The organism is Streptomyces flaveolus, from assembly GCF_014648815.1.
In the GTDB taxonomy this organism is placed as follows: Bacteria; Actinomycetota; Actinomycetes; order Streptomycetales; family Streptomycetaceae; genus Streptomyces; species Streptomyces flaveolus.
In genome coordinates this window covers 585,904-606,242 of sequence record NZ_BMRV01000003.1, presented here as the reverse complement: position 1 = coordinate 606,242, position 20,339 = coordinate 585,904, and the positions used below count along the sequence as shown (strand labels likewise).

Sequence of the window (20,339 nt, the reverse complement as noted above, 5' to 3'; positions counted from 1 at the left end):
GGCCCGGGACGGGACGGTTTTCGTCGGCCACGGCGGGCCTCCGGCCCGGAGGTCACGCCATCGCGGCTCATGGTCCGGTGGGGGGAAGGGTGAAGCGGAAGGCGCCTGCTCCGCTGCCCAACTGGAGCCAGAGGTGGCGGGGCTGGGCGACGACGCGCAGGGCGATGGCGGCGCAGCCGGGGCAGCGGGCGGTCAGGCCGGGCTCGGGGCCGTAGACGTGCAACTGGGCCATGGTCGCGGGCAGACGGCAGGAGGGGCACAGGCGCCAGGCCGTGGTCGGGTCGACGGCGAACACCTCTCCGAGCGGGCCGGCCAGGGCGTTCCCGTCGACGTACAAGGGGTGCTGGTTCATCGCAGGGTTCCTCCCCGTGCGGCGCGTTGGTGGGTCAGCCGAAGCGTTCGGTACGGATCCGGTCGGGTGTGTGTCCGGCCTCCAGGAGCAGGGCGCCGGCGTGCTCCACGAATCCGGTCGGTCCGCAGACGTAGCAGCGGGCTGGGGACGGCAGGGCCGCCAGGTCGAGTTCCGTCATGCGCCCCGCGGGGCGTTGGGAGCCGTCGGGCGCGGCGCGGGTGTAGAGGCGCCGGACGCCGACGACATCAGCGGCGGCGTCGAGCTCCGTGGCGTACCAGACCTCGTCCGGGGAGCGCACGGAGTAGAGGAGTACGCAGGGGTCGTCCGACACCGACGCGAGGCGTGCGCGCAGCATCGCCATCAGAGGCACGATGCCGGAGCCTCCGGCGATCAGCAGGAGCGGGCCGCGGTCCCGCGGCGTCCACACGAACCAGCCTCCGAGCGGTCCCTTGATCTCGACCTCGGCGCCCACAGGAAGATCGTCGGCCAGGTACGGGGAGACCTCTCCTCCGAGCGCGGCCTGAACTCCCAGCTCGATGCTGTCGGTGTCGGCGGGAGCGGCGAGCGAGTAACTCCGCACGGCCTGGTACCCGTTGTCGGCGGTCAGCCGTACGTCGACATGCTGACCGGGCAGGTGTCCCGGCCACAGCGAGACCTCGAACTCCAGCGTGCGGCCGGTCGTGGTCTGCCGCGTCCGCTCCGTGAGGCGGGCCCGTCGCCACCCGTGCATCAGTCACTCCAGTAACGCTGCTCGCGCCAGGGGTCGCCGTAGTCGTGGTAGCCGGCGGACTCCCAGAAGCCCGGTTCGTTGTCCAGCGTGAGGATGAGGCCCTTGACCCACTTGACCGACTTCCAGAAGTACAGGTGGGGAATCACGAGCCGGGCGGGTCCGCCGTGGTCCGGGGAGAGCGCGTAGCCGTCGAAGGAGTGCGCCAGCCATGCCTTGCCATCGGTGACGTCCTCCAGCGGCAGATTGGTGGTGTAGCCGTCGAAGGACTCGGCGACGACGAAGTCGGCGGCGGTCTCCACCTCGTCGAGGAGGGCGTCGAGGGGGACTCCGCGCCAGTGGGTGTCGAATTTCGACCAGCGGGTCACGCAGTGGATGTCGACGGTGGGCTCCTCCTGCGGGAGCGCCATCACCTCCTCCCACGTCCACGCACGGCTGTCGCCGGCCTCGCTGGTCACGGTGAACGACCACCGGTCGGTCGGGATGTGGGGCGTGGGCCCGGCGGACAGGACGGGAAAGGACTCCGTCGGGTACTGCCCCGGTGGGAGCCGGGACATGAGGTCGCCGGGCTTCCCATGGAACCCCGGTGACAGGTTTCCCATGGGTCATTCCTCTCGCTCGAAGTCGGCTTCCGCCCGTTCTTCGTCGCGGTCGGCCTGGGCCCGGACGTACAGGTCGTGCACGAACCCGCGGGCGTCCTGCGGGGAGATGCCGGGGTCGAGCCGGACCAGACGGTCCGTCCACGGGCCGAGAGGGTCGCCGGGTTCTTTCATGAGGGCCTCCCGGTGAGCTGGGGCGCCCGCCCGCCGGTGGCGGGCCGACGGAGTGCATCACCGTGCGCACCGCTTCTGGTTCTCCGTCCCATGGTCCCCGCCTGCCGCACACGCGCAACCCGGCAGGCTGGAGTCCCGTCGCATGGAAGTTCCGCCGGCAGTCCGGCCACACCCGCAGGTCAGACCGTGACGAGTCCGAGCTCGGCGCAGCCCTGGCGGAGCGTGTCGAGCCCGAAGGCGGCCGTGGGTCCCACGACGCCGGGTGTGGCGCCGGGGTGAGTGGTGAGGCGATCGGCGGCCCAGGCGATGAGTTCGCCGGTGAGAGTGTAGGGGTTGGGACCCTCCAAGTGGACCTCCGCCGGCGGCGCACCGCCGACGTGGGGGGACGCGACGGCGACGACGTGGGAGGGGATCCGTTCGCGCAGGGCCGCGTCGGGGCCGCCCGGCGGGCCGATGAGGAGCGGCCGGGTCAGCGCGTCGGTCAGTCTGCGGCCCGCGGGGAGCCGTGTGGTGGCGTTGACCAGAGCCGAGTAGAGGGACAGGGGGCGGCTGAGCTCGGGGAACCAGCCGTTGTAGACGGTGACGTCGTCGAGGAACGGGAACTCTTCCGGCAGGAACAGCACTTCGGTGCCGGAGACGAGGAACGCGGACTTGCGGCGGCCCCGCACGGTGAAGCGGTGGACGCGGGAGGCGGTGCGTTCGTCGACGAGCCGGTGCCGGTGCCGGCGGGTCGAGGGCAGGGTCATGCCGTCGCGCATGGTCGTGCGTGTCCCTTGGCTGATCCCGCGCCAGATGGGCCCGGTGGCGAAGTAGCCGATGTCGACGGCGCGTGCGGTCGGTCCTGCCTTCCGGACGGCCAGGGCCGCGGCGAGGATGCCGGGCACATAGTCGTACCCGAAGGCCGGCAGCATTACCGCGCCGGTCTCGCGGGCGCGTTGGTGGTGCCGGGCGTGCAGGGCGCGGACGAATCCGACTTCACCGGTGGAGTCGAGGTAATGGGCGCCCGCGTCGGCGGCGGCCTGTGCGACGGGGAAGCCGAAGCGTTCGAAGGGCCCGACGGTGGTGATCAGAACATCGCCGCGCCGCAGGTGCTTTCTCAGGCCGTCGGGGGTGCCGGCGTCGACCACCAGGCGGTCCAGTCCGCCGGAGCGTTCGGCCAGCGCGCCCAGTGCGGCGGGGTTGCGTCCGGCCACCGTGGGCCTCACGCCTCTGCGCAACAGTGCGCTGAGGACGAGGTCACCGGTGTAGCCGGTGGCGCCGAGCAGGACGATGCGGCTGGTCATCGCTTCCTTCCGAGGAGCGGGTGGGTCCGGGAGACGGCCCTGGCGATGAGGGCGAAGGACCGGGAGGTGTGCGGTGCGTAGACGAGGCGCAGGGTGTCGGGTCTGGTGGGCTTGGAGAGGACCGGCTTGCGGTGGCTGAAGGTGTCGAAGGACGTCTTGCCGTGATAGGCGCCCATGCCGGATTCTCCGACGCCGCCGAACGGCAGGTTCGGTACGCCGAGGTGGATCATCGGCGCGTTGTACACGAGTCCTCCGGAAGAGGTCCTCTCCAACAGGGCTTGCCGGGCCGCCTTGTCGCGGGTGAACGCGTACAGGGAGAGCGGCTTGTCGCGGGCGTTGATGAAGTCGATGGCCTCGTGGACGTCTCGTACGGTCAGGACCGGGAGGATCGGGCCGAAGATCTCCTCGGTCATGACGGGGGCCTCGGGCGGCACGTCGGTCAGCACGGTGGGGGCGATGTAGCGTTCGTCCGCGTCGAAGGCGCCTCCAGTGAGGAGGTCGCCCGCTCGCGTGAGGCCGGTCAGTCGATGGAAGTGGCGGTCGTTGACGATGCGCCCGTAATCGGAGCTGGTACGAGGGTCGATGCCGAACATCTGTTGGACCGCTCCGGGCAGTGCATCCAGCAGGGAGTCACGGGCGGCGTGGGTGACGAGGGCGTAGTCGGGTGCGACACAGGTCTGGCCGGCGTTGGTGAACTTGCCCCAGGCCAGCCGGCGCGCGGTGACGGCCATGTCGGCGGTCTCGTCGATGAACACGGGTGACTTGCCGCCGAGTTCCAGGGTGACGGGGGTCAGGTTCTTCGCCGCCGCAGCGGCCACGATGCGGCCGACGGTGCCGTTGCCCGTATAGAAGATGTGGTCGAAGCGCTGGTCGAGCAGCAGCGTCGTCTCCTCGACGGCTCCTTCGACGACGGCGACGGCCTCCAGGTGGCGGGGCAGGAGGTCGGCGAGCAACGCGCTGGTGGCGGGAGCGAGTTCGCTCGGCTTGACGACAGCCGCGTTGCCGGCTGACAGAGCGCCCACCAGGGGGTTCAGCGTGAGTGTCAGCGGATAGTTCCAGGGCGCGATGATCAGGCAGACGCCGAGGGGTTCGGGGTGGATGCGGGCCGTGGCTGGCTTCAGGTTCAGGGGCACGGAGACCCGTCGGGGCCTCATCCAGCGGTCGAGGTGGCGCAGGGCGTGCTCGATCTCGGCCAGGACTCCGCCGATCTCGGTGAGGTGTGACTCGGTGCGCCCTTTGCGCAGGTCGTCGTAGAGGGCTTCCTCGATGGCCGGCGTGTGGTCCCGGAGCAGGCGTCGCAGGGCGTGAAGCTGGCGTCGGCGCCAGGCTGCCGACCGGGTGACGCCCGTGTCGAAGGTGCCCCGGAGTCGTACGACGGTCTCCGGGATGTCCTGGTGCTGCTGTGCCACGGGGGCGGCTGTGCCGGTCATGGGTGCCGGGCCTTCCATCCGAGCGGTGGGGACTGTGTGGTGCCGGGTCGCGGCTAACGGGCCTTTGCCGCCGCGTCGACATCGGCGACGAGGCGTTCGGCGAGGCGTTCGGAGGATGGTGGGTTCTGCCCCGTGTAGAGGTTGCGGTCGACCACCACGTACGGCCGCAGCGGCAGGCGGGCCTTGGAGTACTCCGCGCCGCTCTCCCGCAGTCGGTCCTCCAGCAGCCAGATGGCCTTACGGCCGAAACTGTTGAACTTCTCCTCCAGGTTCGACAGCCCCGTCATCCGATAGCCGGTGAACGGCCAGGACCCGTCCTCGTTCTTCGCCGCGAACGCGGCCGCCGGCGCATGGCACAGCAACGCCAGTGGCTTGCCCGAAGCAAGCACCCGCGTCAGCAGGGCGCCGGAGACCGGGTCGACCGACAGGTCCTCCATCGGACCGTGCCCGCCTGGGTAGAACACGACGTCGAAGTCGTCCGGATCGATGTCGTCGAGTGACCGCGGACTGTTCAGTTCGCCTTGGATCGAATCCAGATACGAGGCGACCTCACGTAGTTTCGACGGCCACCCCGCGGTCCTCGACATGCTCAACCGGTCGAGCGTCGGGATCCGTCCGCCCGGCGTCGCGATGGTGATCTCCCACCCCGCGCGGCTGAAGATCTTGTGCGGCATCGCGAGTTCCTCACCCCAGAACCCCGACGGATGCACCTCCCCGTCCCGCAACGTCCACCGATCAGCTGCAGACACAACGAACAACACCCTGGTCACAACAGACCCTCCTCTTGCCGAAACGGATTCACCGGCGATGGCCGCATCAACGAGATGCACCACAAAGGGCTCAAACCATCATCTGCCCCGCAAGAAGTGCAGGCGACCGGCCAAGGCCACGCCCCCGCACCTTCCATGACTGACACAGTACGCCACTACTGACACAGGCTGCCATGTTTGGCACTGGTAGGCTGCCCGCATGAGGGAGACGACAGCGCCCGGCCTGCGCATGAAGACTCGCCAGGCCGTCACCGAAGCCCTGGCCGACACAGCCCTCGAACTCTTCGACACCGCCGGTTTCGACCAGGTCACCGTGGCCGACATCGTCGCGGCGGCGGGCATCTCCCAGCGCAGCTTCTTCCGCTACTTCAGCAGCAAGGAGGACGTCGTCTTCGGCGACCGCATCCCGACCGCCGAAGAGGTCCGGGACGAACTGCTCGGGCACCTCGAGGGAAAGCCTGCGTGGGACGCCCTGCGGGACACCTTCCGCACGGCCGCCGATCAGATGGACGCCGATCCGGGACGCTGGAAGCGGGCGACCCGCGTCATCTGCCACACGCCCGGTCTGCGCGCGCGCTACCTCGAGAAGCATCTGGCCTGGACCGACGCGCTCCTGCCCGAGATCGCGTCCCGGATCGGCCCCGCGAGCCCGGACGTGGACCTCAAAGCCCACACGATGATCAACACCGCGCTGGGCTGCTTCGACGTGGCCCTGATGCGCTGGGCCGACGGCGGCGCGGACTTCTCCCTCGCCGCACTCGTCGACGACGTGTTCGGGTTCGTGCAGATCCCCCACGCCTGACCGACCGGCTCGCCCGCCTCTACGCCGTTGCCCCCGGCCGCCCCGCGGCACCACCCGCTTCGGCTCCGTAAGGGCCTGCCTCTGCGGCCCGGCGTTGCCTGAGTACCGCCACGAGCGTGGTGATCAGGACGCCGGCGACCGCCCAGGCCGACAGCACCAGCAGGGCGGACGTCATGCCATTGCCGTGGAAATAGGAGATCGAGCGGGCTGCCCAGGTACCCGCCCCCGGCGGCAGGGCCGGACCGATCGCCTGCCAGAACGGCGGCAGCATCGGGGCGGGAAAGGCACCGCCCGCGCTCGGGTTGCCCGCGATGACGATCAGCAGGATCGCCAGGCCGATGCCGATGACGCCGAAGAGGCCCTGGAGAGCGAGCGTGGCGGCGCCGACAGCGAAGATGAGCAGCGCACCGAGCCCCCACAACGCCCACACGCTGCCCGGAAGTGCGCCCAGCACCGGCCCGACGATGACCGCGCCGCCCAGTCCCCCGAGGAGTGCGACCAGCGTCATGGTGCCCAGACGGGTCGCCGCGCGGGCCGGATTGGCCAGCCGCGCGCCGGCACTGATCGCCAGGATCGACGCACACAGATACGCACCGACGCACCAGCCGATGACCAGGTAGAACGAGGACAGGCCGTTGAAGTCGTGCGGGGAGGCCGCAGCCACGTCCACCGTCCGGACGTCACGCCCCTGCCTCTCGTCCAGCCCGGCGGTGAGCGCGCCGAGCGCCAGGGACAGGGCCCTGCCGCCGCCCGAGGCGACCAGCAGCGCGTCGGTGGTCCCGGCCGAGTCCACCACCAGGGCCGCGTAGATGTCCCGGTTCACGATCTGGTCTCGCGCCGTCTTCTCGTCGGGCAGCACACGCGGGTCCAGCGGCGAACCGGGCAGCCCTTCCAGACGACTCACCGTCTGCTCCGCCACCGGCGCCACCACGCCGAAGGACACGTCCTTGAGCCTGGGCTCGTGCAGGGCTCCCACATAGGAGGCGACGAAAAGCAACTGCAGGGCGATCACTCCGATCACCAGCAGTGTGGCCCGCGGAGTGACGGCGCCTCTCATCTCGGACAGCGTGCTCTGTCTCATGCGGCCAAGCGGCTGCCCGTGCAGGCGGGATGCTGCCGAATGGCCCTCGACGCCCACCGGGACGGGCCGACGGCCGGACACGTGCCGACCGCCTGCGACGCAGCCCACACCCCAAGATGTTTACACCGATTACATCGGCCCGCTAATGTGAGTAGTGCAAACATTCTCGTACTCTCACTGGAAGAGGGACCCATATGACCAGCGAACTGTTCTCACCCCTGCCCCTGCGCTCCGGACAGGTGCTGAAGAACCGGATCGCGAAGGCGGCCATGGAGGAGAACATGGCCGGTGACGGCCAGCTTCCCGACGAGCAGCTGCTCACGCTGTACCGGCGCTGGGCCGAAGGCGGCACCGGGCTGCTGATCACCGGCAACGTCATGGTTCATGCCGAGGCGCTGACCGGCCCGGCCGGTGTCGTGCTCGACGAGAACGCTCCCCTGGCACCGTTCGTCGAATGGGCGAAGGCCGGGAAGGCCGGCGGCGGTGCGATATGGATGCAGATCAACCACCCCGGCCGCCAGGTGGCCTCCGACATGCCCGGCGTGGTCTGGGGGCCGACCGACATCGGCGTCAGCCTGGGCAAGCACAGCAGCCGGTTCGGCCGCCCGACCGCCATGACCCCGCAGCAGATCGAGGAGACCGTGGCACGGTACGCGGTGACCGCGCGCCGCGCCGAGCAGGCCGGCTTCGACGGCGTCGAAGTCCATGCTGCGCACGGATACCTGCTCTCCCAGTTCCTCTCCCCCCTGGTCAACAAGCGCACCGACCAGTGGGGCGGATCCCTGGAGAACCGCGCTCGGATGCTGATCGACATCGTCCGCGCCGTCCGGGCCGCCGTCGCCCGCACCCAGGCCCGCGAGGCCTACTTCCTGGACCTCGCCAAGGATCTGGTCAAGACCAGCCCGCTCCCCCTGATGCTCACCGGAGGCATCACCAAGCGCGCGACCGGCGAGAAGGTCCTCGACAGCGGCGTGGCGGTCATCGGCATGGGCACCGCCCTGGCCATCACCCCCGACCTGCCCGACCGCTGGAGCCGGGGCCGCGAGGCCGACCGACAGATGCGGCCGGTGAACTGGTCCGACAAGGCCCTCGCGTCCGCCGCGAGCATGGCTCAGGTACGCCACCAGATGCGCCGCCTCGCCCGCGGCAGCAGCCCCAGGCCCGGCACTCACCCGGCGGTCGCGCTGATCTCCGAACAGCGCAGGCAGCGCAAGGCCCTGCGCAGTTACCGCGCCTGGCTGTCGAAGCGCCACAGCGCGGCCTGAGCGGTGTCGGCTGACACCACCCAGGCACAGGGAGTACGGGAATGGCGAAGCCGGCCCAGAACGCCGCGGACCTGAGCGGGGAACAGTCGGGCGACAGCGACTCCCCGACGTCTCCTGCTTCGGCAGAGGCGCCGTCCACCGGGCCCCCCGAAGCGCACGCGCACGAACCCGCAGTGCTGCCCGGAGCGGTGGCCATGGTGTGGTCCAGCATCCTCTCCACCGCGTATCGGCGGCTAGGAAAGAGGCAATGAGGGCCGCACAGAGGCCGTCCGAAGTGTTGACGCTGCAAACATAACACCCTACAGTCAATGTATACGTCGCTTACATCGAAGTGAGGAAAACCGCCATGTCGTCGAATCAGAAGGACATCGTCAAGGTCGACCTGGGGGGCCGCGAGGTCTCGGTTCCCAAGGGCGGCATGTACGACCGCTACCGCATGCACCCCGACCTCGACGCGATCAACCGGGACCCACGTGTCAGCAGCGTGGACTTCTTCCGGAAGCTCCCCAAGAACAAGGTCGACTCCCCGATCGGTCCCACGCTCACCCCGAACTTCTACTACAGCATCTCGACCGCCCGGCTCACGATGCTCGCGCCGTCCCGCGCGATCCGCGCCCGGCTGCCCGAGGAGCTCTCGCCGCTGGAGATCGTGCCCGGCCTCGGCCTGGTCTCGGTCATGTTCTTCTCCTACGACGTGTGCGACATCGACTTCTACACCGAAGCGGCCGTCGGTATCGCGGTCAAGCCCGCGCGGCACGGCAAGCTCGGCTTCTTCGACCTCGTCACCGGCCTGAAGAACGAGCACCTCGACTCCTACGTCCTGTCGCTGCCGGTCAGCACGGAGATCGCGCAGGTCCGCGGCCACGACGGCTACGGCTTCCCCAAGTGGGTCACCGACCTCGACGTCGACATCAACAACCACCGGACGACCGCACGCGTGGGCAACGACTCCGGCGGAGTGGACCTGTCGCTCCTGGCGAACACCCCCGCCCAGCGGGCCTACCTGAGCGGGGAGCGCGTCGGCTCGCTGACCTCGTACACGAAGATCGACGGCGCGTGGCACTCCACCCTGAACCAGACCAACGTGCTGAACGCCGGCACGACGCGCAGCACCAGCGGCATCGCTCTCCAGCTCGGTGAGGGCCGTATGTCCGACGACCTGCGGTCGCTCAAGCCGAAGCGGACCATCCAGTTCGACGTCATGACCGAGGGCCAGGCCGCCCTGCACATGCCGGTCCCCACCTCGGTCCAGAGCCGAAGCAAGTAACGAAGGAGTCCCGCCATGGCCACCGCATCCGCCGGCCCGACGACCGCCCGCGGTCTGGGTCTTCCCGCATCCGTCACTCCGTCCTTCCTCCAGCGGCTGACCACTCAGGTCTCGGCGGCACCGGACGCCCCACGGGTCACCACCAGCGCCCCCTACACCGGCGTCCCCCTGGCCGACTTCCCGGTCTCCACCCCCGACGACGTCGAGGCCGCGTTCGTCCGCGCCCGCACCGCGCAGAAGACCTGGGCCGCCACGCCGATCGCGGAGCGCAAGAAGATCCTGCTGCGTTACCACGACCTCATCCTGGCCCGCCAGGACGAGGCGCTCGACCTGATGCAGGCCGAGAACGGCAAGACCCGCCGCGACGCGTTCCTCGAGGTCGTCGACATCGGCATCATCTCCCGCTACTACGCCCGCAACGCCGCCAAGTACCTCGCCCCCAAGCGCCGCCGCGGCGCGATCCCGCTGCTCACCCACACCACCGAGCTGCGCCACCCCAAGGGCGTCGTCACCGTCATCTCTCCGTGGAACTACCCGCTGAGCATGGCCGCCAGCGACACCATCGCCGCCCTCATGGCCGGCAACGCGGTCGTGCAGAAGCCCGACACCCAGACCGCCCTCACCGCCCTGTGGTCGATGGACCTCATGTACGAGGCCGGCCTGCCCAAGGACGTGTGGCAGATGATGGTCGGCCGGGGCAGCTCCATCGGTGACGCACTGATGAACAATGCCGACTACATGATGTTCACCGGCTCCACCGCCACCGGACGTCGGATCGCGAGCGACGCGGGCCGGCGCCTGATCGGCGCCTCCCTCGAACTCGGCGGCAAGAACCCCATGATCGTCCTCGACGACGCCGACATCGAGAAGGCCGCCGACGGCGCCGTCGCCGCCTGCTTCCCCTCCGCCGGGCAGCTGTGCGTCTCCGTCGAGCGCCTGTACGTGGCCGAGTCCATCCGTGACGAGTTCGTCGCCGCGTTCACCGCCCGCACCAAGAAGCTCAAGATCGGCGCGGCGTACGACTACAGCGTGGACGTCGGCAGCCTCACCACCCCCGCCCAGCTCAAGACCGTCACCGAGCACGTCGACGACGCGGTCGCCAAGGGTGCCACCGTCCTCGCCGGCGGGAAGGCGCGGCCCGACCTCGGGCCCCTGTTCTACGAACCGACGATCCTCACCGACGTCACTCCCGAGATGACCCTGTACGGCCACGAGACCTTCGGCCCCGTCGTCTCCGTCTACACCTACCGCGACGTCGACGAGGCCGTCTCCCTGGCCAACGCCACCTCCTACGGCCTCAACGCCAGCGTCTGGAGCCGCAACGGAGCCCGCGGACGGGCCGTCGCCGCCCGCGTCCACGCCGGCACCGTCAACGTCAACGAGGCCTTCGCCGCCGCCTGGGGCAGCGTTGACGCCCCGATGGGCGGCATGGGCGACTCCGGGCTCGGCCGCCGCCACGGCGCCGACGGCATCCTCAAGTACACCGAGCCCCAGACCATCGCCCACCAGCGCATCCAGGGCTTCTACCCACCGTCGGGCATCAGCCCCGAGTCCTGGGCCGGCCTCCTGACCGGAGCGCTCAAGGTGCTCAAGGCAGCCGGAGTCCGCTGAACAGCGTGTCGTACGGCAGCGGCCCCCACCGGGGCCGCGCCGCGAAAAGCCGAGAAGTGCGCGCTGGCCATCCCAGTTCCCCCTTCCCTTTTCGATCACTTACGATGTATACGGCGTTCACATATGAGACAGAATGTGAACATCGTAAACATTAAGGATGTGTCCCATGCCTCCGACCGGCACCTACCACCATGGCGACCTGCGCGCCGCCTGCCTGCAAGCCGCGCGCGAGCTCCTCGAGGAGGACGGCAGCGCGGGTCTCTCGCTGCGCGCGGTCGCCCGGCGCGCCGGGGTGTCGGCCACGGCCCCCTACCGCCACTACGCCGACCGCGAAGCGCTCGTCTCCGCCGTCGCCGCCGAGGGCTACCGCGAACTGGCCGGACATCTGGCCGCCGCCCATCCCGCGCCCTCGACCCCCGACGAACTCGCCTCGGTCGCCGTCGCCTACGTCCAGTTCGCCCTGGAGCACCCGGCACTGTTTCGGGCCATGTTCGCCGAGCCCTGCGATCCGACCAGCGAGGAACGGGTCGCCGCGACCGCCGCCATCTCGGAGTACGTCCGCGGCATCGTCCGGGCCACCTTCCCCGGCGTGGACGCGGACGCCCTGTCCACCACCGTGTGGGCGCTGGTCCACGGCCTGGCGTTCCTCCACCTCGACGGCAAGCTCGACGCCTCCAGCCCCGAGGTGGTCGCCGCCCAGGTCACCGCCGCCGTCCGTGCGCTTTTCGACGCCTCCCCGGCGATGTCCGGGACCGCGGCAGCCACGCGGACAGAGGTCTGAGCCGTCGGCACGGCCCGGTCGTCGAGGGCGCACTCAGCGGTAGGTGAGCATGGCACGCCTGTCGCCGGCGAAGTGGGCGTGCTCGTTGAAGGGCAGCAACGTGGTCCCGGTGGCGCCCGCCAAGAGGGTGGTGACGGAGGCGTTGACCGTCACGCGGTTGAGGGCGACGACGCCCTCGTGGGGCAGGGAGAGCAGCACGCCGCACAGAGTGGCGTCGACCGCCACCTCGGTGAAGGTCGCGTTGTAGGCGTGCAGGGAGTGCCGCTCGGTACCCGGGGCTCCGGCGTAGGGAGCCGTTGGCCTCAAGGTGTGTGCGGTCGTTGCGGGCCAGCAGCTGCCGGTAGGTCTCGCCACGCGTCGGGTTGCCGTGTACGTGCAGGCGGCCGCTGCGCACCACGACATCGTCGACGTTCACCCCGTACAGCGGTACGAGGAGGTCTCGTGGTCCATTTCGTGGGCCATGGCGGTCAGCCGTCGGTGGCGTGGTGGGCGACGATCCGCGAGGGGGCGGCGGTGCCGCGCAGCGCGAGGGCGATCAGGGGCAGCAGGGTGAGCGCGGCGAAGACCGCGCCGACCAGGGCCGGTCCGCTCAGGCCGAGTGAGGAGTCCAGGGCCCGGCCCGCGACAAGGGAGCCAGCGGCGATGCCGGTGTTGTAGCCGGAGGTAGTCAGCGCCGACGTGAGCGTGGGGGCGTCCCCGGCGAAGCGGACGGCCAGGGAGGTGACGACCGGGTTGACGGTGAACCCGGCCGCGGCCATGCCGAAGACCAGGACCACGGCGGCCACCGGGCTGCTGGAGGCCGGGATCAAGGCCAGCAGGACGAGGGCGGTGGCCGCCGACGCGGTGATCGTCGTGACCAACGGGCGACGGTCCCCCAGACGCCCGCCGATCGCGGTACCGCCCAGCGCACCGACACCGAAGGCGATCAGCACCAGCGGAACCGCGCCGGCCGGGATGCCCGCCCGGTCGGTCAGCAGCGGCGTGATGTAGGTGTACGTCGCCAGGACTCCGCCCATGATCAGCACGGCCGCGCCGAGCGCCAGCCACAGCCGCCCCTGCTTGAGGGCGCGGACCTCGGCCCGCACCGACACCTCCGCCCGCTGCTCGGTGCGGGGGACGGACCGGCCGACGAACGCGGTGGCCAGCGCGGCGAGGACGGCCAGCGCCCAGAACGGGCCGCGCCAGCCGGTGTACTGGCCGACGAACGAGCCGATCGGCACGCCGACGACGTTGGCCAGCGTGAGGCCGCCCATCATGACGCCGACCGCCCGCGTGGCGCTCGCGGGCCCGGCGGCGGTGGTGGCGATGACGAAACCGACCGCCCAGAAGGCACCGGTGGCCAGGGCGGTCACCACCCGGGCGATCAGCACGACAGTGAAGGAGGTGCTGAGCGCGGCGACGGCGTGCCCTAGGGCGAAGACAGCGAGAGCGCCGATGAGGGTGTGGCGCTGGGGCAGGCGCAGGGTGGCCATGGCCATCGTGGGCCCGCCGACGATCATGCCGACGGCGAACGCGGTGATCAACAGGCCGGCGTGCGACACGCTCACGTTCAGGTCGGCGGCCATCTCGGGCAGCAGTCCGGCGATGACGAACTCGGTGGTGCCCATCAGGAACGTGCCAGCGGCGAGCACCCAGACGACGAAGGGCAGCTTGCCGGGGGCGGACCCGGTGGCGGAGGACATGCGAAGACTTCTTTCCGTACGAGGAGGTGGGGTGGGCGAGGTCAGGAGGCGGCCTCGATGGTGATCCGATCAGCCTCGGACAACTGTTCGGCTTCGGTGTCGATGTGACCGAGGATCAGCAGGTCGGGGGAGGCGGCGGGGCCGTTCTTGTAGAAGAGGGCGAGGTTGCCCCATGGTGCGAAGTAAGCGATGTCTCCGACCTTTGCTGCGGCCGGTTCGGGACCGCCTTCGGTGGTCAGCTTCCTGGGCGGGTCGGCGATCCGCTCGGTTCCGTGGAAGTCCTCCAGGTTCAGGGTGAGCGGGAGCAGGGAGGCGAGGTCACGGGCAGCGGGGCTGTCGTTCAAAGTCGCGTCGACGGGCCGCCCGTCGATGGTGACGCGGATGTCCATCGGAGATCTCCTGTCTGAGCCGGACGCGCTTGCTGGCACCGAGGTCTGCGGCTGCCCGGACGTGGACGATGACGCGGAGTCGGTGGCCGGCGTCTGCTCGGCGGGTGAGTCGTCGGAGCAGGCGGTCGCGGTCACCAACAGGACGCCGGTGACGGCGGTGGCGGTCAGGGCACAGCGAAGGGTGTAGGTCACGGGGCGCTGTTCTGCGGGTCGGGCATGGGCTCGGCGTAGTGGCGGAAGCCCTTGCGGTCGGTGTGCAGGCCGTACAGCCGCTCGGCCAGCGTCGTGGGGCTGGAGGTCGCGGAGTCGGGGCTGATCGCGCCGGGGACGATGAGCTGCGCGGCGTGGATGTTCTCCGGGGCGAGTGCGGTGTGTGGAGCATCGCCGCGTAGGCGCTCTCGGCGGCGAACGCGATCGATGTGCCGGCCCGGTGGGTGCGGGCGTACCTCGCTGCCGCCGTTGACGAACAGCAGCGTGCCCCGGCCCAGCTCCCGCATACCGGGCAAGACCGTCTTCACGCAGGTGAGCGGCCCTTTGACGGAGAAGGCCAGCGGGTCATCCAGATCGGCCTCGGTGGTCCAGGACCGGCTTCATGAAGTCGCCTCGGGGCACCGGGCTGAACTGGAGGATCTCGACGGGGCCCAGCGTGTCCGCAGCCTTACGCAGGGCTGCGGTGAGGGAGGCGGGGTCGAGGACGTCGGCGGTGAAGCCGCAGGCGTGGATGTTCTCCCTCGCCAGTCCGGCGGCCAGGTTGTCCTGGTGCTGGGCGCTCCGCGAGAGGAGGGCGACGCGGTGGCCCGCCGTGCCGAAGCGACGGGCGGCTGCGAGCCCCAGGCCGGGGCCGGCGCCGACGAGGGCGAAGGTGGTCACGGTGGTTCTCCTCGACAAGGTGGGTGCGGGCGAGCCCCGCCGGGGCAGCCCGAGGAAGGAGCGGTGTGGTCACGGATCGGCTTCACGACGAGGCATTCGTTCGCGGTGCTCTGTGCAGCGCGCCGGACCGGGGGGCCGGGGTCAGCTGGTGGCCGGGGCCGCGGCGTACTCCTCGTCGGTGACGGGGTTCAGCCAGTGCACGACGTCGTGGTCATCGTCGCCCTCGTTGATGGCGACGTGGACCATCAGCCGGTTCGGCGCGGCACCATGCCAGTGTTCCTCGTCGGCCTCGAACAGGACGCGATCGCCGGGCCGGATGACTTCCACGGGTCCGCCGCGGCGCTGGCACAGACCGATCCCTTCGGTGACGAAGACGGTCTGGCCCAGCGGGTGGCGGTGCCAGTGGGTGCGGGCGCCGGGCATGAAATGCACCAGAGCGGCGGTGACCCGGGAGGGGGCGGGTGCCGCGGCGACGGCGTCGATGTAGACGTCGCCGGTGAACCAGTCCGCGGGCCCCTTGACGGTGGCGATCGAGCTGCGGGTGATCTGCACGAAAAGCTCCTTGTACGGGTGGGGGTACGGCGGCACGGTGATCAGGGCTTGAGGAGCGTCTTGATGGCGCGGCGCTCGTCCATGGCCTTGTAGCCTTCGGCGACCTGGTCCAGGGGCAGGGTGAGGTCGAAGACCTTGCCCGGGTCGATCCGACCAGACAGGACGCGGTCGATCAGGTCGGGCAGGTAGCGGCGTACCGGGGCGGGGCCGCCGCGCAGGCCCACGTGGGAGAAGAACAGCTCCTGGCCGTCGACGGCGACCTCGTGCGGGACACCGACGAAGCCGACGTTGCCACCGGGGCGGGCGGAGTGGAGGGCCTGCTGCATGGACTGGGCGGTGCCGACGCACTCCAGGACGCTGTCGGCGCCGATCCCGCCGGTCATCTCCTTGATCCGGGCGACACCTTCCTCGCCGCGCTCGGTGACGATGTCGGTCGCTCCGAACTCCCGGGCGAGCTTCTGCCGGGTCTCGTGGCGGGACATGGCGATGATGCGCTCCGCGCCCAGGTCCTTGGCGGCGATCACGGCGCACAGGCCGACCGCGCCGTCGCCGACGACGACGGCGGTTGAGCCGGGCTTGACCTCGGCGGCGTCGGCGGCCCACCAGCCGGTGCCCATCACGTCCGAGACGGCCAGAAGCCCCGGCCAGAACCGCTCGTCCGGCACACCGTCGGTGGCCACGAGGGTGCCCTGCGCGTTGGGGATACGGACGTAGTCGGCCTGGCAGGTGGACATGAACTCGCGGTTCAGGCAGTTCGACTGGAACCCGTTGCGGCAGTTCGCGCAGGTGTTGTCGGAGGTCGCGAACGAGCCGACGACGAACTGGCCCGGCTTGACCGAGGTGACGTCGGAGCCGACCTCCTGCACGAAGCCGACGTACTCATGGCCCATCGGATGGGCGTGCTCGGTCGGCTCCGCACCCCGGTACGGCCACAGATCCGACCCGCACACACAGGTCACCGCCGTGCGGATGATCGCGTCGGTCGGGTGCTCGATCTTCGGGTCTTCCAGAGCCTCGAAGCGGATGTCGCCAGGGGAGTGGATCACTGCGCCGCGCATGAGAGTCTCCTTTGCCTACGGGTTGCAGGTGCGGGCCCCTGAGCCTCGGGCGGCGGATCGCCCGAGGGGGGCGTGAAGCTGCTCCTTCGCCGCCTTGGTGGCTGAAGGAGCAGCAGCACGCCTTCCAGGTAACGCCCTCTTCACGCGCGCAGCGAGTCACTGACAAGGGGTGTACTGGCAGTACATCCCTATGGCCGTGTACGGGACGTACCGTCGAAGGCATGGACAACCGTGAGGAGGTCCGCGAGTTCCTCACCTCGCGGCGCGCGAAGATCACCCCTGACCGGGCCGGACTGCCCGGAGGTTCCCGGCGCCGTGTGCCGGGGCTGCGCCGCAGCGAGGTCGCGGCCCTGGCCGACATGAGCGTCGAGTACTACGCGAAACTGGAGCGTGGCAACCTTGCCGGGGTCTCCCCGTCCGTCCTCGAAGCTCTCGCCCGAGCTCTCCAGCTCGACGACGCGGAGCGCGCTCACCTGGTGAACCTGGCCCAGGCCGCCGACGGCTCCGACGCCCTCTCCCGCCCTCGCCGCCGGCGGACCAAGGAGCAGTGGAAGCCGCACCCCAGCCTCCAATGGACCCTGGACGCCATCACCGCCGGACCGGCCTTCGTCCGCAACGGGCGCATGGACGTCCTCGCCGCCAACCAGCTCTTCCGCGCCTTCTACACCGACCTCTACGCCACCCCGGGCAACCAGCAGAACCTGGCCCGCTTCACCTTCCTCGACCCCGCCGCCCGCCGCTTCTACCCGAACTGGGACGCCTTCGCCGACATCACCGTCGCCATCGTGCGTGCGGAAGCTGGCCGCAACCCGCACGACAAGGACCTGCACGACCTCGTCGGTGAGCTGTGCACCCGCAGTGACGACTTCCGTACCCGGTGGGGTGCACACAACGTCCGCCACCACGGCACCGGCACCAAGCATTTCCACCACCAGGCCGTCGGCGCCCTCTCCCTCTCCTTCGAGGGTCTGGAAATGGCCGCTGCCCCCGGCCTCACCCTCACCATCTACACCGCCGAGCCCGGCTCCCCTTCCGAAGAAGGGCTGCGCCTCCTCACCACCTGGGCCGCCACCCAGGAAGCCCACCCGGACCCGGAACGGTCGGCGCTCGGCTGATCATCGAGGGCCGGCGCTGGGTCTTCTGTGAGCATCCTCCGATCACGGTCGGCGTCGAAAGCTTCCTGGTGGGCGGATCGGGACATCGTTCTCGAGGAAGGCGGGACGCACGGTGGCCAGACTCGTCCCTTCGCGGTCGGCGATGTCCTGAAGGGACAAGTGGTCGTGTTCGTACCACGTACGCCATCGCCTGATGCGGGTGGCGGTGTGCTGGGTACGCCGGAACCGGGGCGGGCTCCAGTCGACCGGGGGTCGGGACAGCAGATGGATGACGTGTGCTGTGGTGGTGTTGAGCCTCTTGGTGACCTGGGCGATGGAGAAGTCGCCGACGCGGACGGCCTCGTGGAGCCCGGCCACGGTGATGCTGTCCGGGTCGGGCCCGGCAGGGTCAGTGGGCGAAGGGCGGTAGGGGCAAGGCGTAGGGCCCACTGGAGGGGTTCGTCGATGCCGTGCTCATCGAGGATCGTGCGCGCGGCGTGGGTGAGGAGTTCGGCCTCGGCCGGCAGGATGCGCCAGCGGAATCGCATACTGCTGGCGCTGTGAGGGTGTCGTCGGCGCGATGGCAGGGTGTGCCAGGCGCGGGGGTGTGCCGGTCAGGGTGTGGAAGATCCAGCGGTGGGCGTGGGGGATGTCGGGGAGGTGGTTCGCACGCGTGCGGCGCTGCAGGTCGTACCAGCGCTCGGTAGATGAGGAACTGCTGCACGATCGGGTCCGTTGGGTCCGCGATGGAGCCGTCGCGCGGATCGAGCCTCCAGTCCGTCCGGCCCCACCCGCAGGTGCAGCGGGTCCAGGCCGCCGATCCTGGCGAGGGCCAGGCGCAGCGGTGTCTTGATGTCGACGTTGGTGGTGCCGTGACCGACGTCGTCACCGTCGAGGCCAGAGGCGAGAACGTCGAGCGCGCGTGGACGCCGCAGCATGCGGAGAAGGACTCCCTCCGCAGCCGGTCGCCGCCGGTTGACCGCTTGACGCCGGGCCGATCCGGGGTGCGGCCCGGGATCCAGGAGGCATCTATCCCGCGCTCGGCGGGGTTGACTGGATGTGGCGCCGGCGCGCGCGGAGGAAGGGCACCGTGCTGCTGAGCAGGACCAGGAGCAGGACGACCACGCCCGCGGGGGTGAGCTGGACCGTCACCTGCAGCGTGGTGGGCAGCACGGCCACCGCCGCCCCCGCGACGGTCAACCGGTTACGCGCGCCGAAGAGCAGGGCGATCGCGAGGACCCCGGCCCACAGGACCCCGGCCCACAGCGGGCCGATGGCGCCGAGAACGCCCAGCATAGAGGGGTAGTACATGTCAACGAACTGCACACCCGACGCCAGGACGGCCGCCAGGGCGGTGGTTCCCGTGATCGTGCGGCGTTGAGACGGGGAGGGGCCGAGCAGATCCCTGGGTGCGGCGAGGACGACGGTGACGGTGAGCAGCGGCACGGCCAGTCGGACCACTGCGATCGAGGGGGTGCCGTGGAAGCCGGAGGAGGAGAACGCGGCCGGCAGGACGTCGGCCAAGGACAGCACCATCGCGGACACGACCAGTGCACGGGCCACGGTCCAGCGCCCGGTCCAGACAGCCGCGAGCGCCGCCAGCCAGAGCAGCGGCGTGAGGCCCGTGTTGGCCAGGCTCAGCACATTCGGGAGCGAGGCCGCGGGCGAGGTCCGGGGACCGGGGGTGAAGAGCCACAACAGGCCCGCCAGGAAGCTGCCCGTCGCCACGGCGACAGCCAGCGGGGCCGCCTGCGCCAGTACCTGACCCGTCATCCGGTCGGAGCCCAGGCCGGTGCGCCGCCGCAGGCCATGGCCGGCGACATCGAGCGCCTCGCGCAGCCGGCCGAGCGGGCCGGCGTCCTGCGTCGCCTCGGCATAGATCGCGGTCAACTCGGCTTCGTGCTCGGCGCGGTAGGCGGCCGGATGGAGGCGCAGCGCCCAGCGGAACGCGAGTGAGCTGTGCTGCTGCGTCATGCCAGGGCCCCCTTCGGGCGGATGGCGTGGGCGCGACGGGCGGCCAGTCGACGCTCCGCCTCGGCGACGACAGCACGCAGCCGCTCCGTCTCGGCGGCCAGCACGTCTCGGCCGGCCTCGGCGAGGGCGTAGACCTTGCGTGCCCGACCGTCCACGACCTCCTCGCGCTCGATCCGGATCAGGCCCTGCTGGACCAGCCGGTCCAGTGCGCCGTAGAGAGTGCCGGTGCGCATCCGCACACGGCCCTGGGAGATCGCGTCGATCTCCTGAATCAGTCCGTAGCCGTGCCTGGGCTCGTCGGCCAGGGCGGTGAGCAGGAGCAGCGTCGGCTCCTGAAGCGGTCGCTCAGTCATGCCGCCTATATATATCAGCGACCGACATATACTGTCGATCGATTCATCGTTCTGCCGCCCGGAATCCCGATCCGCTGCCTGGGGGCGCCTGCCGTGGTGGCGGCACGTCAGCAGGCCGAGATCGCCCAGTGCTCGATCGCACACAGAGCCGCGGGTCGCCTACACCTCGACGGGGCAGGCGCTGCTCGCCGGTGCTGCCGGGTGCCCGGGACGCAGGCGCGGGTA

General features: G+C 70.3%; 23 protein-coding genes and 2 pseudogenes. 7 read left to right on the top strand and 18 right to left on the bottom strand.

Going from position 1 to position 20,339, the window contains the following annotated elements; translation table 11 throughout:
- Window positions 1–67: 67 nt before the first annotated feature.
- The 7 genes from IEZ05_RS10555 to IEZ05_RS10525 all read right to left on the bottom strand — a co-directional run bounded on the left by IEZ05_RS10555 (window position 68) and on the right by IEZ05_RS10525 (window position 5,335).
- A complete protein-coding gene (locus tag IEZ05_RS10555; RefSeq protein WP_189229743.1) occupies window positions 68–352 on the bottom strand; it encodes a DUF6510 family protein in 285 nt (94 codons plus the stop codon).
- A gap of 34 nt (window positions 353–386) precedes the next feature.
- Complete coding sequence (locus IEZ05_RS10550; protein ID WP_189229742.1) at window positions 387–1,082, bottom strand: FAD-binding oxidoreductase; 696 nt, start codon at window positions 1,080–1,082, stop codon at window positions 387–389.
- Window positions 1,082–1,681, bottom strand: a complete 600-nt coding sequence (locus IEZ05_RS10545; protein WP_189229741.1) for a molybdopterin-dependent oxidoreductase — start codon at window positions 1,679–1,681, stop codon at window positions 1,082–1,084. Before IEZ05_RS10545 ends, IEZ05_RS10550 begins: the two co-directional genes overlap by 1 nt.
- 3 nt (window positions 1,682–1,684) lie before the next feature.
- Window positions 1,685–1,852, bottom strand: a complete 168-nt coding sequence (locus IEZ05_RS10540) for a hypothetical protein (protein WP_189229740.1) — start codon at window positions 1,850–1,852, stop codon at window positions 1,685–1,687.
- A 179-nt stretch (window positions 1,853–2,031) separates the two neighbouring features.
- Window positions 2,032–3,135 carry a saccharopine dehydrogenase family protein gene (locus tag IEZ05_RS10535; protein WP_189229739.1) on the bottom strand — a complete coding sequence of 368 codons (1,104 nt, stop codon included), beginning with the start codon at window positions 3,133–3,135 and terminating at the stop codon, window positions 2,032–2,034.
- Window positions 3,132–4,565 (bottom strand): aldehyde dehydrogenase family protein, encoded by a 1,434-nt coding sequence (locus tag IEZ05_RS10530; protein WP_189229738.1) that lies wholly within the window; start codon window positions 4,563–4,565, stop codon window positions 3,132–3,134. Before IEZ05_RS10530 ends, IEZ05_RS10535 begins: the two co-directional genes overlap by 4 nt.
- A gap of 53 nt (window positions 4,566–4,618) precedes the next feature.
- The gene (locus IEZ05_RS10525; protein WP_189229737.1) at window positions 4,619–5,335 is read right to left on the bottom strand and encodes a type 1 glutamine amidotransferase domain-containing protein; all 717 of its coding nucleotides are present in this window, start codon (window positions 5,333–5,335) and stop codon (window positions 4,619–4,621) included.
- A gap of 199 nt (window positions 5,336–5,534) precedes the next feature.
- Between IEZ05_RS10525 and IEZ05_RS10520 the strand changes: the two genes are divergently transcribed.
- Window positions 5,535–6,137, top strand: a complete 603-nt coding sequence (locus IEZ05_RS10520; protein WP_229869651.1) for a TetR family transcriptional regulator — start codon at window positions 5,535–5,537, stop codon at window positions 6,135–6,137.
- A 19-nt stretch (window positions 6,138–6,156) separates the two neighbouring features.
- On the opposite strand, the gene IEZ05_RS10515 is transcribed toward IEZ05_RS10520, so the two are convergent.
- Window positions 6,157–7,218: a DUF3533 domain-containing protein gene (locus IEZ05_RS10515; protein ID WP_189229736.1), complete on the bottom strand. Its 1,062-nt coding sequence runs from the start codon at window positions 7,216–7,218 to the stop codon at window positions 6,157–6,159.
- Between the two features lie 194 nt (window positions 7,219–7,412).
- On the opposite strand from IEZ05_RS10515, the gene IEZ05_RS10510 reads away from it, so the two are divergent.
- The 4 genes from IEZ05_RS10510 (at window position 7,413) to IEZ05_RS10495 (ending at window position 12,142) form a co-directional block, all read left to right on the top strand.
- Entirely contained in the window at window positions 7,413–8,483 is a 1,071-nt protein-coding gene (locus IEZ05_RS10510) for an oxidoreductase (protein WP_189229735.1), read from the top strand.
- A 346-nt stretch (window positions 8,484–8,829) separates the two neighbouring features.
- Complete coding sequence (locus tag IEZ05_RS10505) at window positions 8,830–9,750, top strand: acetoacetate decarboxylase family protein (protein WP_189229734.1); 921 nt, start codon at window positions 8,830–8,832, stop codon at window positions 9,748–9,750.
- A gap of 15 nt (window positions 9,751–9,765) precedes the next feature.
- Complete coding sequence (locus IEZ05_RS10500; protein ID WP_189229733.1) at window positions 9,766–11,361, top strand: succinic semialdehyde dehydrogenase; 1,596 nt, start codon at window positions 9,766–9,768, stop codon at window positions 11,359–11,361.
- A 166-nt stretch (window positions 11,362–11,527) separates the two neighbouring features.
- A complete protein-coding gene (locus IEZ05_RS10495; RefSeq protein WP_189229732.1) occupies window positions 11,528–12,142 on the top strand; it encodes a TetR/AcrR family transcriptional regulator in 615 nt (204 codons plus the stop codon).
- A gap of 33 nt (window positions 12,143–12,175) precedes the next feature.
- Here IEZ05_RS10495 and IEZ05_RS37055 read toward each other — a convergent pair whose 3' ends face one another.
- The 3 genes from IEZ05_RS37055 to IEZ05_RS10480 form a co-directional block, all read right to left on the bottom strand.
- Entirely contained in the window at window positions 12,176–12,448 is a 273-nt protein-coding gene (locus IEZ05_RS37055; protein ID WP_373298740.1) for a hypothetical protein, read from the bottom strand.
- A 161-nt stretch (window positions 12,449–12,609) separates the two neighbouring features.
- Window positions 12,610–13,824 carry an MFS transporter gene (locus IEZ05_RS10485; RefSeq protein ID WP_189229731.1) on the bottom strand — a complete coding sequence of 405 codons (1,215 nt, stop codon included), beginning with the start codon at window positions 13,822–13,824 and terminating at the stop codon, window positions 12,610–12,612.
- A 41-nt stretch (window positions 13,825–13,865) separates the two neighbouring features.
- Window positions 13,866–14,213 (bottom strand): cyclophilin-like fold protein, encoded by a 348-nt coding sequence (locus tag IEZ05_RS10480; RefSeq protein ID WP_189229730.1) that lies wholly within the window; start codon window positions 14,211–14,213, stop codon window positions 13,866–13,868.
- Between IEZ05_RS10480 and IEZ05_RS10475 the strand changes: the two genes are divergently transcribed.
- Complete coding sequence (locus IEZ05_RS10475; protein ID WP_189229729.1) at window positions 14,206–14,400, top strand: hypothetical protein; 195 nt, start codon at window positions 14,206–14,208, stop codon at window positions 14,398–14,400. The genes IEZ05_RS10480 and IEZ05_RS10475 overlap by 8 nt on opposite strands.
- A gap of 1 nt (window position 14,401) precedes the next feature.
- Here the strand turns inward: IEZ05_RS10475 and IEZ05_RS10470 are convergent.
- The 3 genes and pseudogenes from IEZ05_RS10470 to IEZ05_RS10460 form a co-directional block, all read right to left on the bottom strand.
- Window positions 14,402–15,083, bottom strand: a pseudogene (locus tag IEZ05_RS10470) (SDR family NAD(P)-dependent oxidoreductase).
- 141 nt (window positions 15,084–15,224) lie between these two features.
- Window positions 15,225–15,635, bottom strand: coding sequence for a (R)-mandelonitrile lyase (locus IEZ05_RS10465; RefSeq protein WP_189229728.1), 411 nt, complete (start codon window positions 15,633–15,635; stop codon window positions 15,225–15,227).
- Between the two features lie 41 nt (window positions 15,636–15,676).
- On the bottom strand, window positions 15,677–16,693 hold the full coding sequence (locus IEZ05_RS10460; RefSeq protein ID WP_189229727.1) for a zinc-dependent alcohol dehydrogenase family protein: 1,017 nt from the start codon (window positions 16,691–16,693) through the stop codon (window positions 15,677–15,679).
- A 221-nt stretch (window positions 16,694–16,914) separates the two neighbouring features.
- Between IEZ05_RS10460 and IEZ05_RS10455 the strand changes: the two genes are divergently transcribed.
- The gene (locus IEZ05_RS10455; protein ID WP_189229726.1) at window positions 16,915–17,808 is read left to right on the top strand and encodes a helix-turn-helix transcriptional regulator; all 894 of its coding nucleotides are present in this window, start codon (window positions 16,915–16,917) and stop codon (window positions 17,806–17,808) included.
- A gap of 42 nt (window positions 17,809–17,850) precedes the next feature.
- Here the strand turns inward: IEZ05_RS10455 and IEZ05_RS10450 are convergent, their stop codons facing one another.
- From IEZ05_RS10450 to IEZ05_RS10440, 4 genes and pseudogenes are all read right to left on the bottom strand, one after another.
- Window positions 17,851–18,165 carry a hypothetical protein gene (locus IEZ05_RS10450; RefSeq protein ID WP_189229725.1) on the bottom strand — a complete coding sequence of 105 codons (315 nt, stop codon included), beginning with the start codon at window positions 18,163–18,165 and terminating at the stop codon, window positions 17,851–17,853.
- A gap of 395 nt (window positions 18,166–18,560) precedes the next feature.
- Window positions 18,561–18,757: pseudogene (locus IEZ05_RS36280) on the bottom strand (SWIM zinc finger family protein); the annotation flags it as partial.
- 59 nt (window positions 18,758–18,816) lie between these two features.
- Window positions 18,817–19,761, bottom strand: a complete 945-nt coding sequence (locus IEZ05_RS10445; RefSeq protein ID WP_189229724.1) for a hypothetical protein — start codon at window positions 19,759–19,761, stop codon at window positions 18,817–18,819.
- The gene (locus IEZ05_RS10440) at window positions 19,758–20,114 is read right to left on the bottom strand and encodes a PadR family transcriptional regulator (RefSeq protein WP_189229723.1); all 357 of its coding nucleotides are present in this window, start codon (window positions 20,112–20,114) and stop codon (window positions 19,758–19,760) included. The genes IEZ05_RS10445 and IEZ05_RS10440 overlap by 4 nt, the downstream gene beginning before the upstream one ends.
- Window positions 20,115–20,339 lie beyond the last annotated feature (225 nt).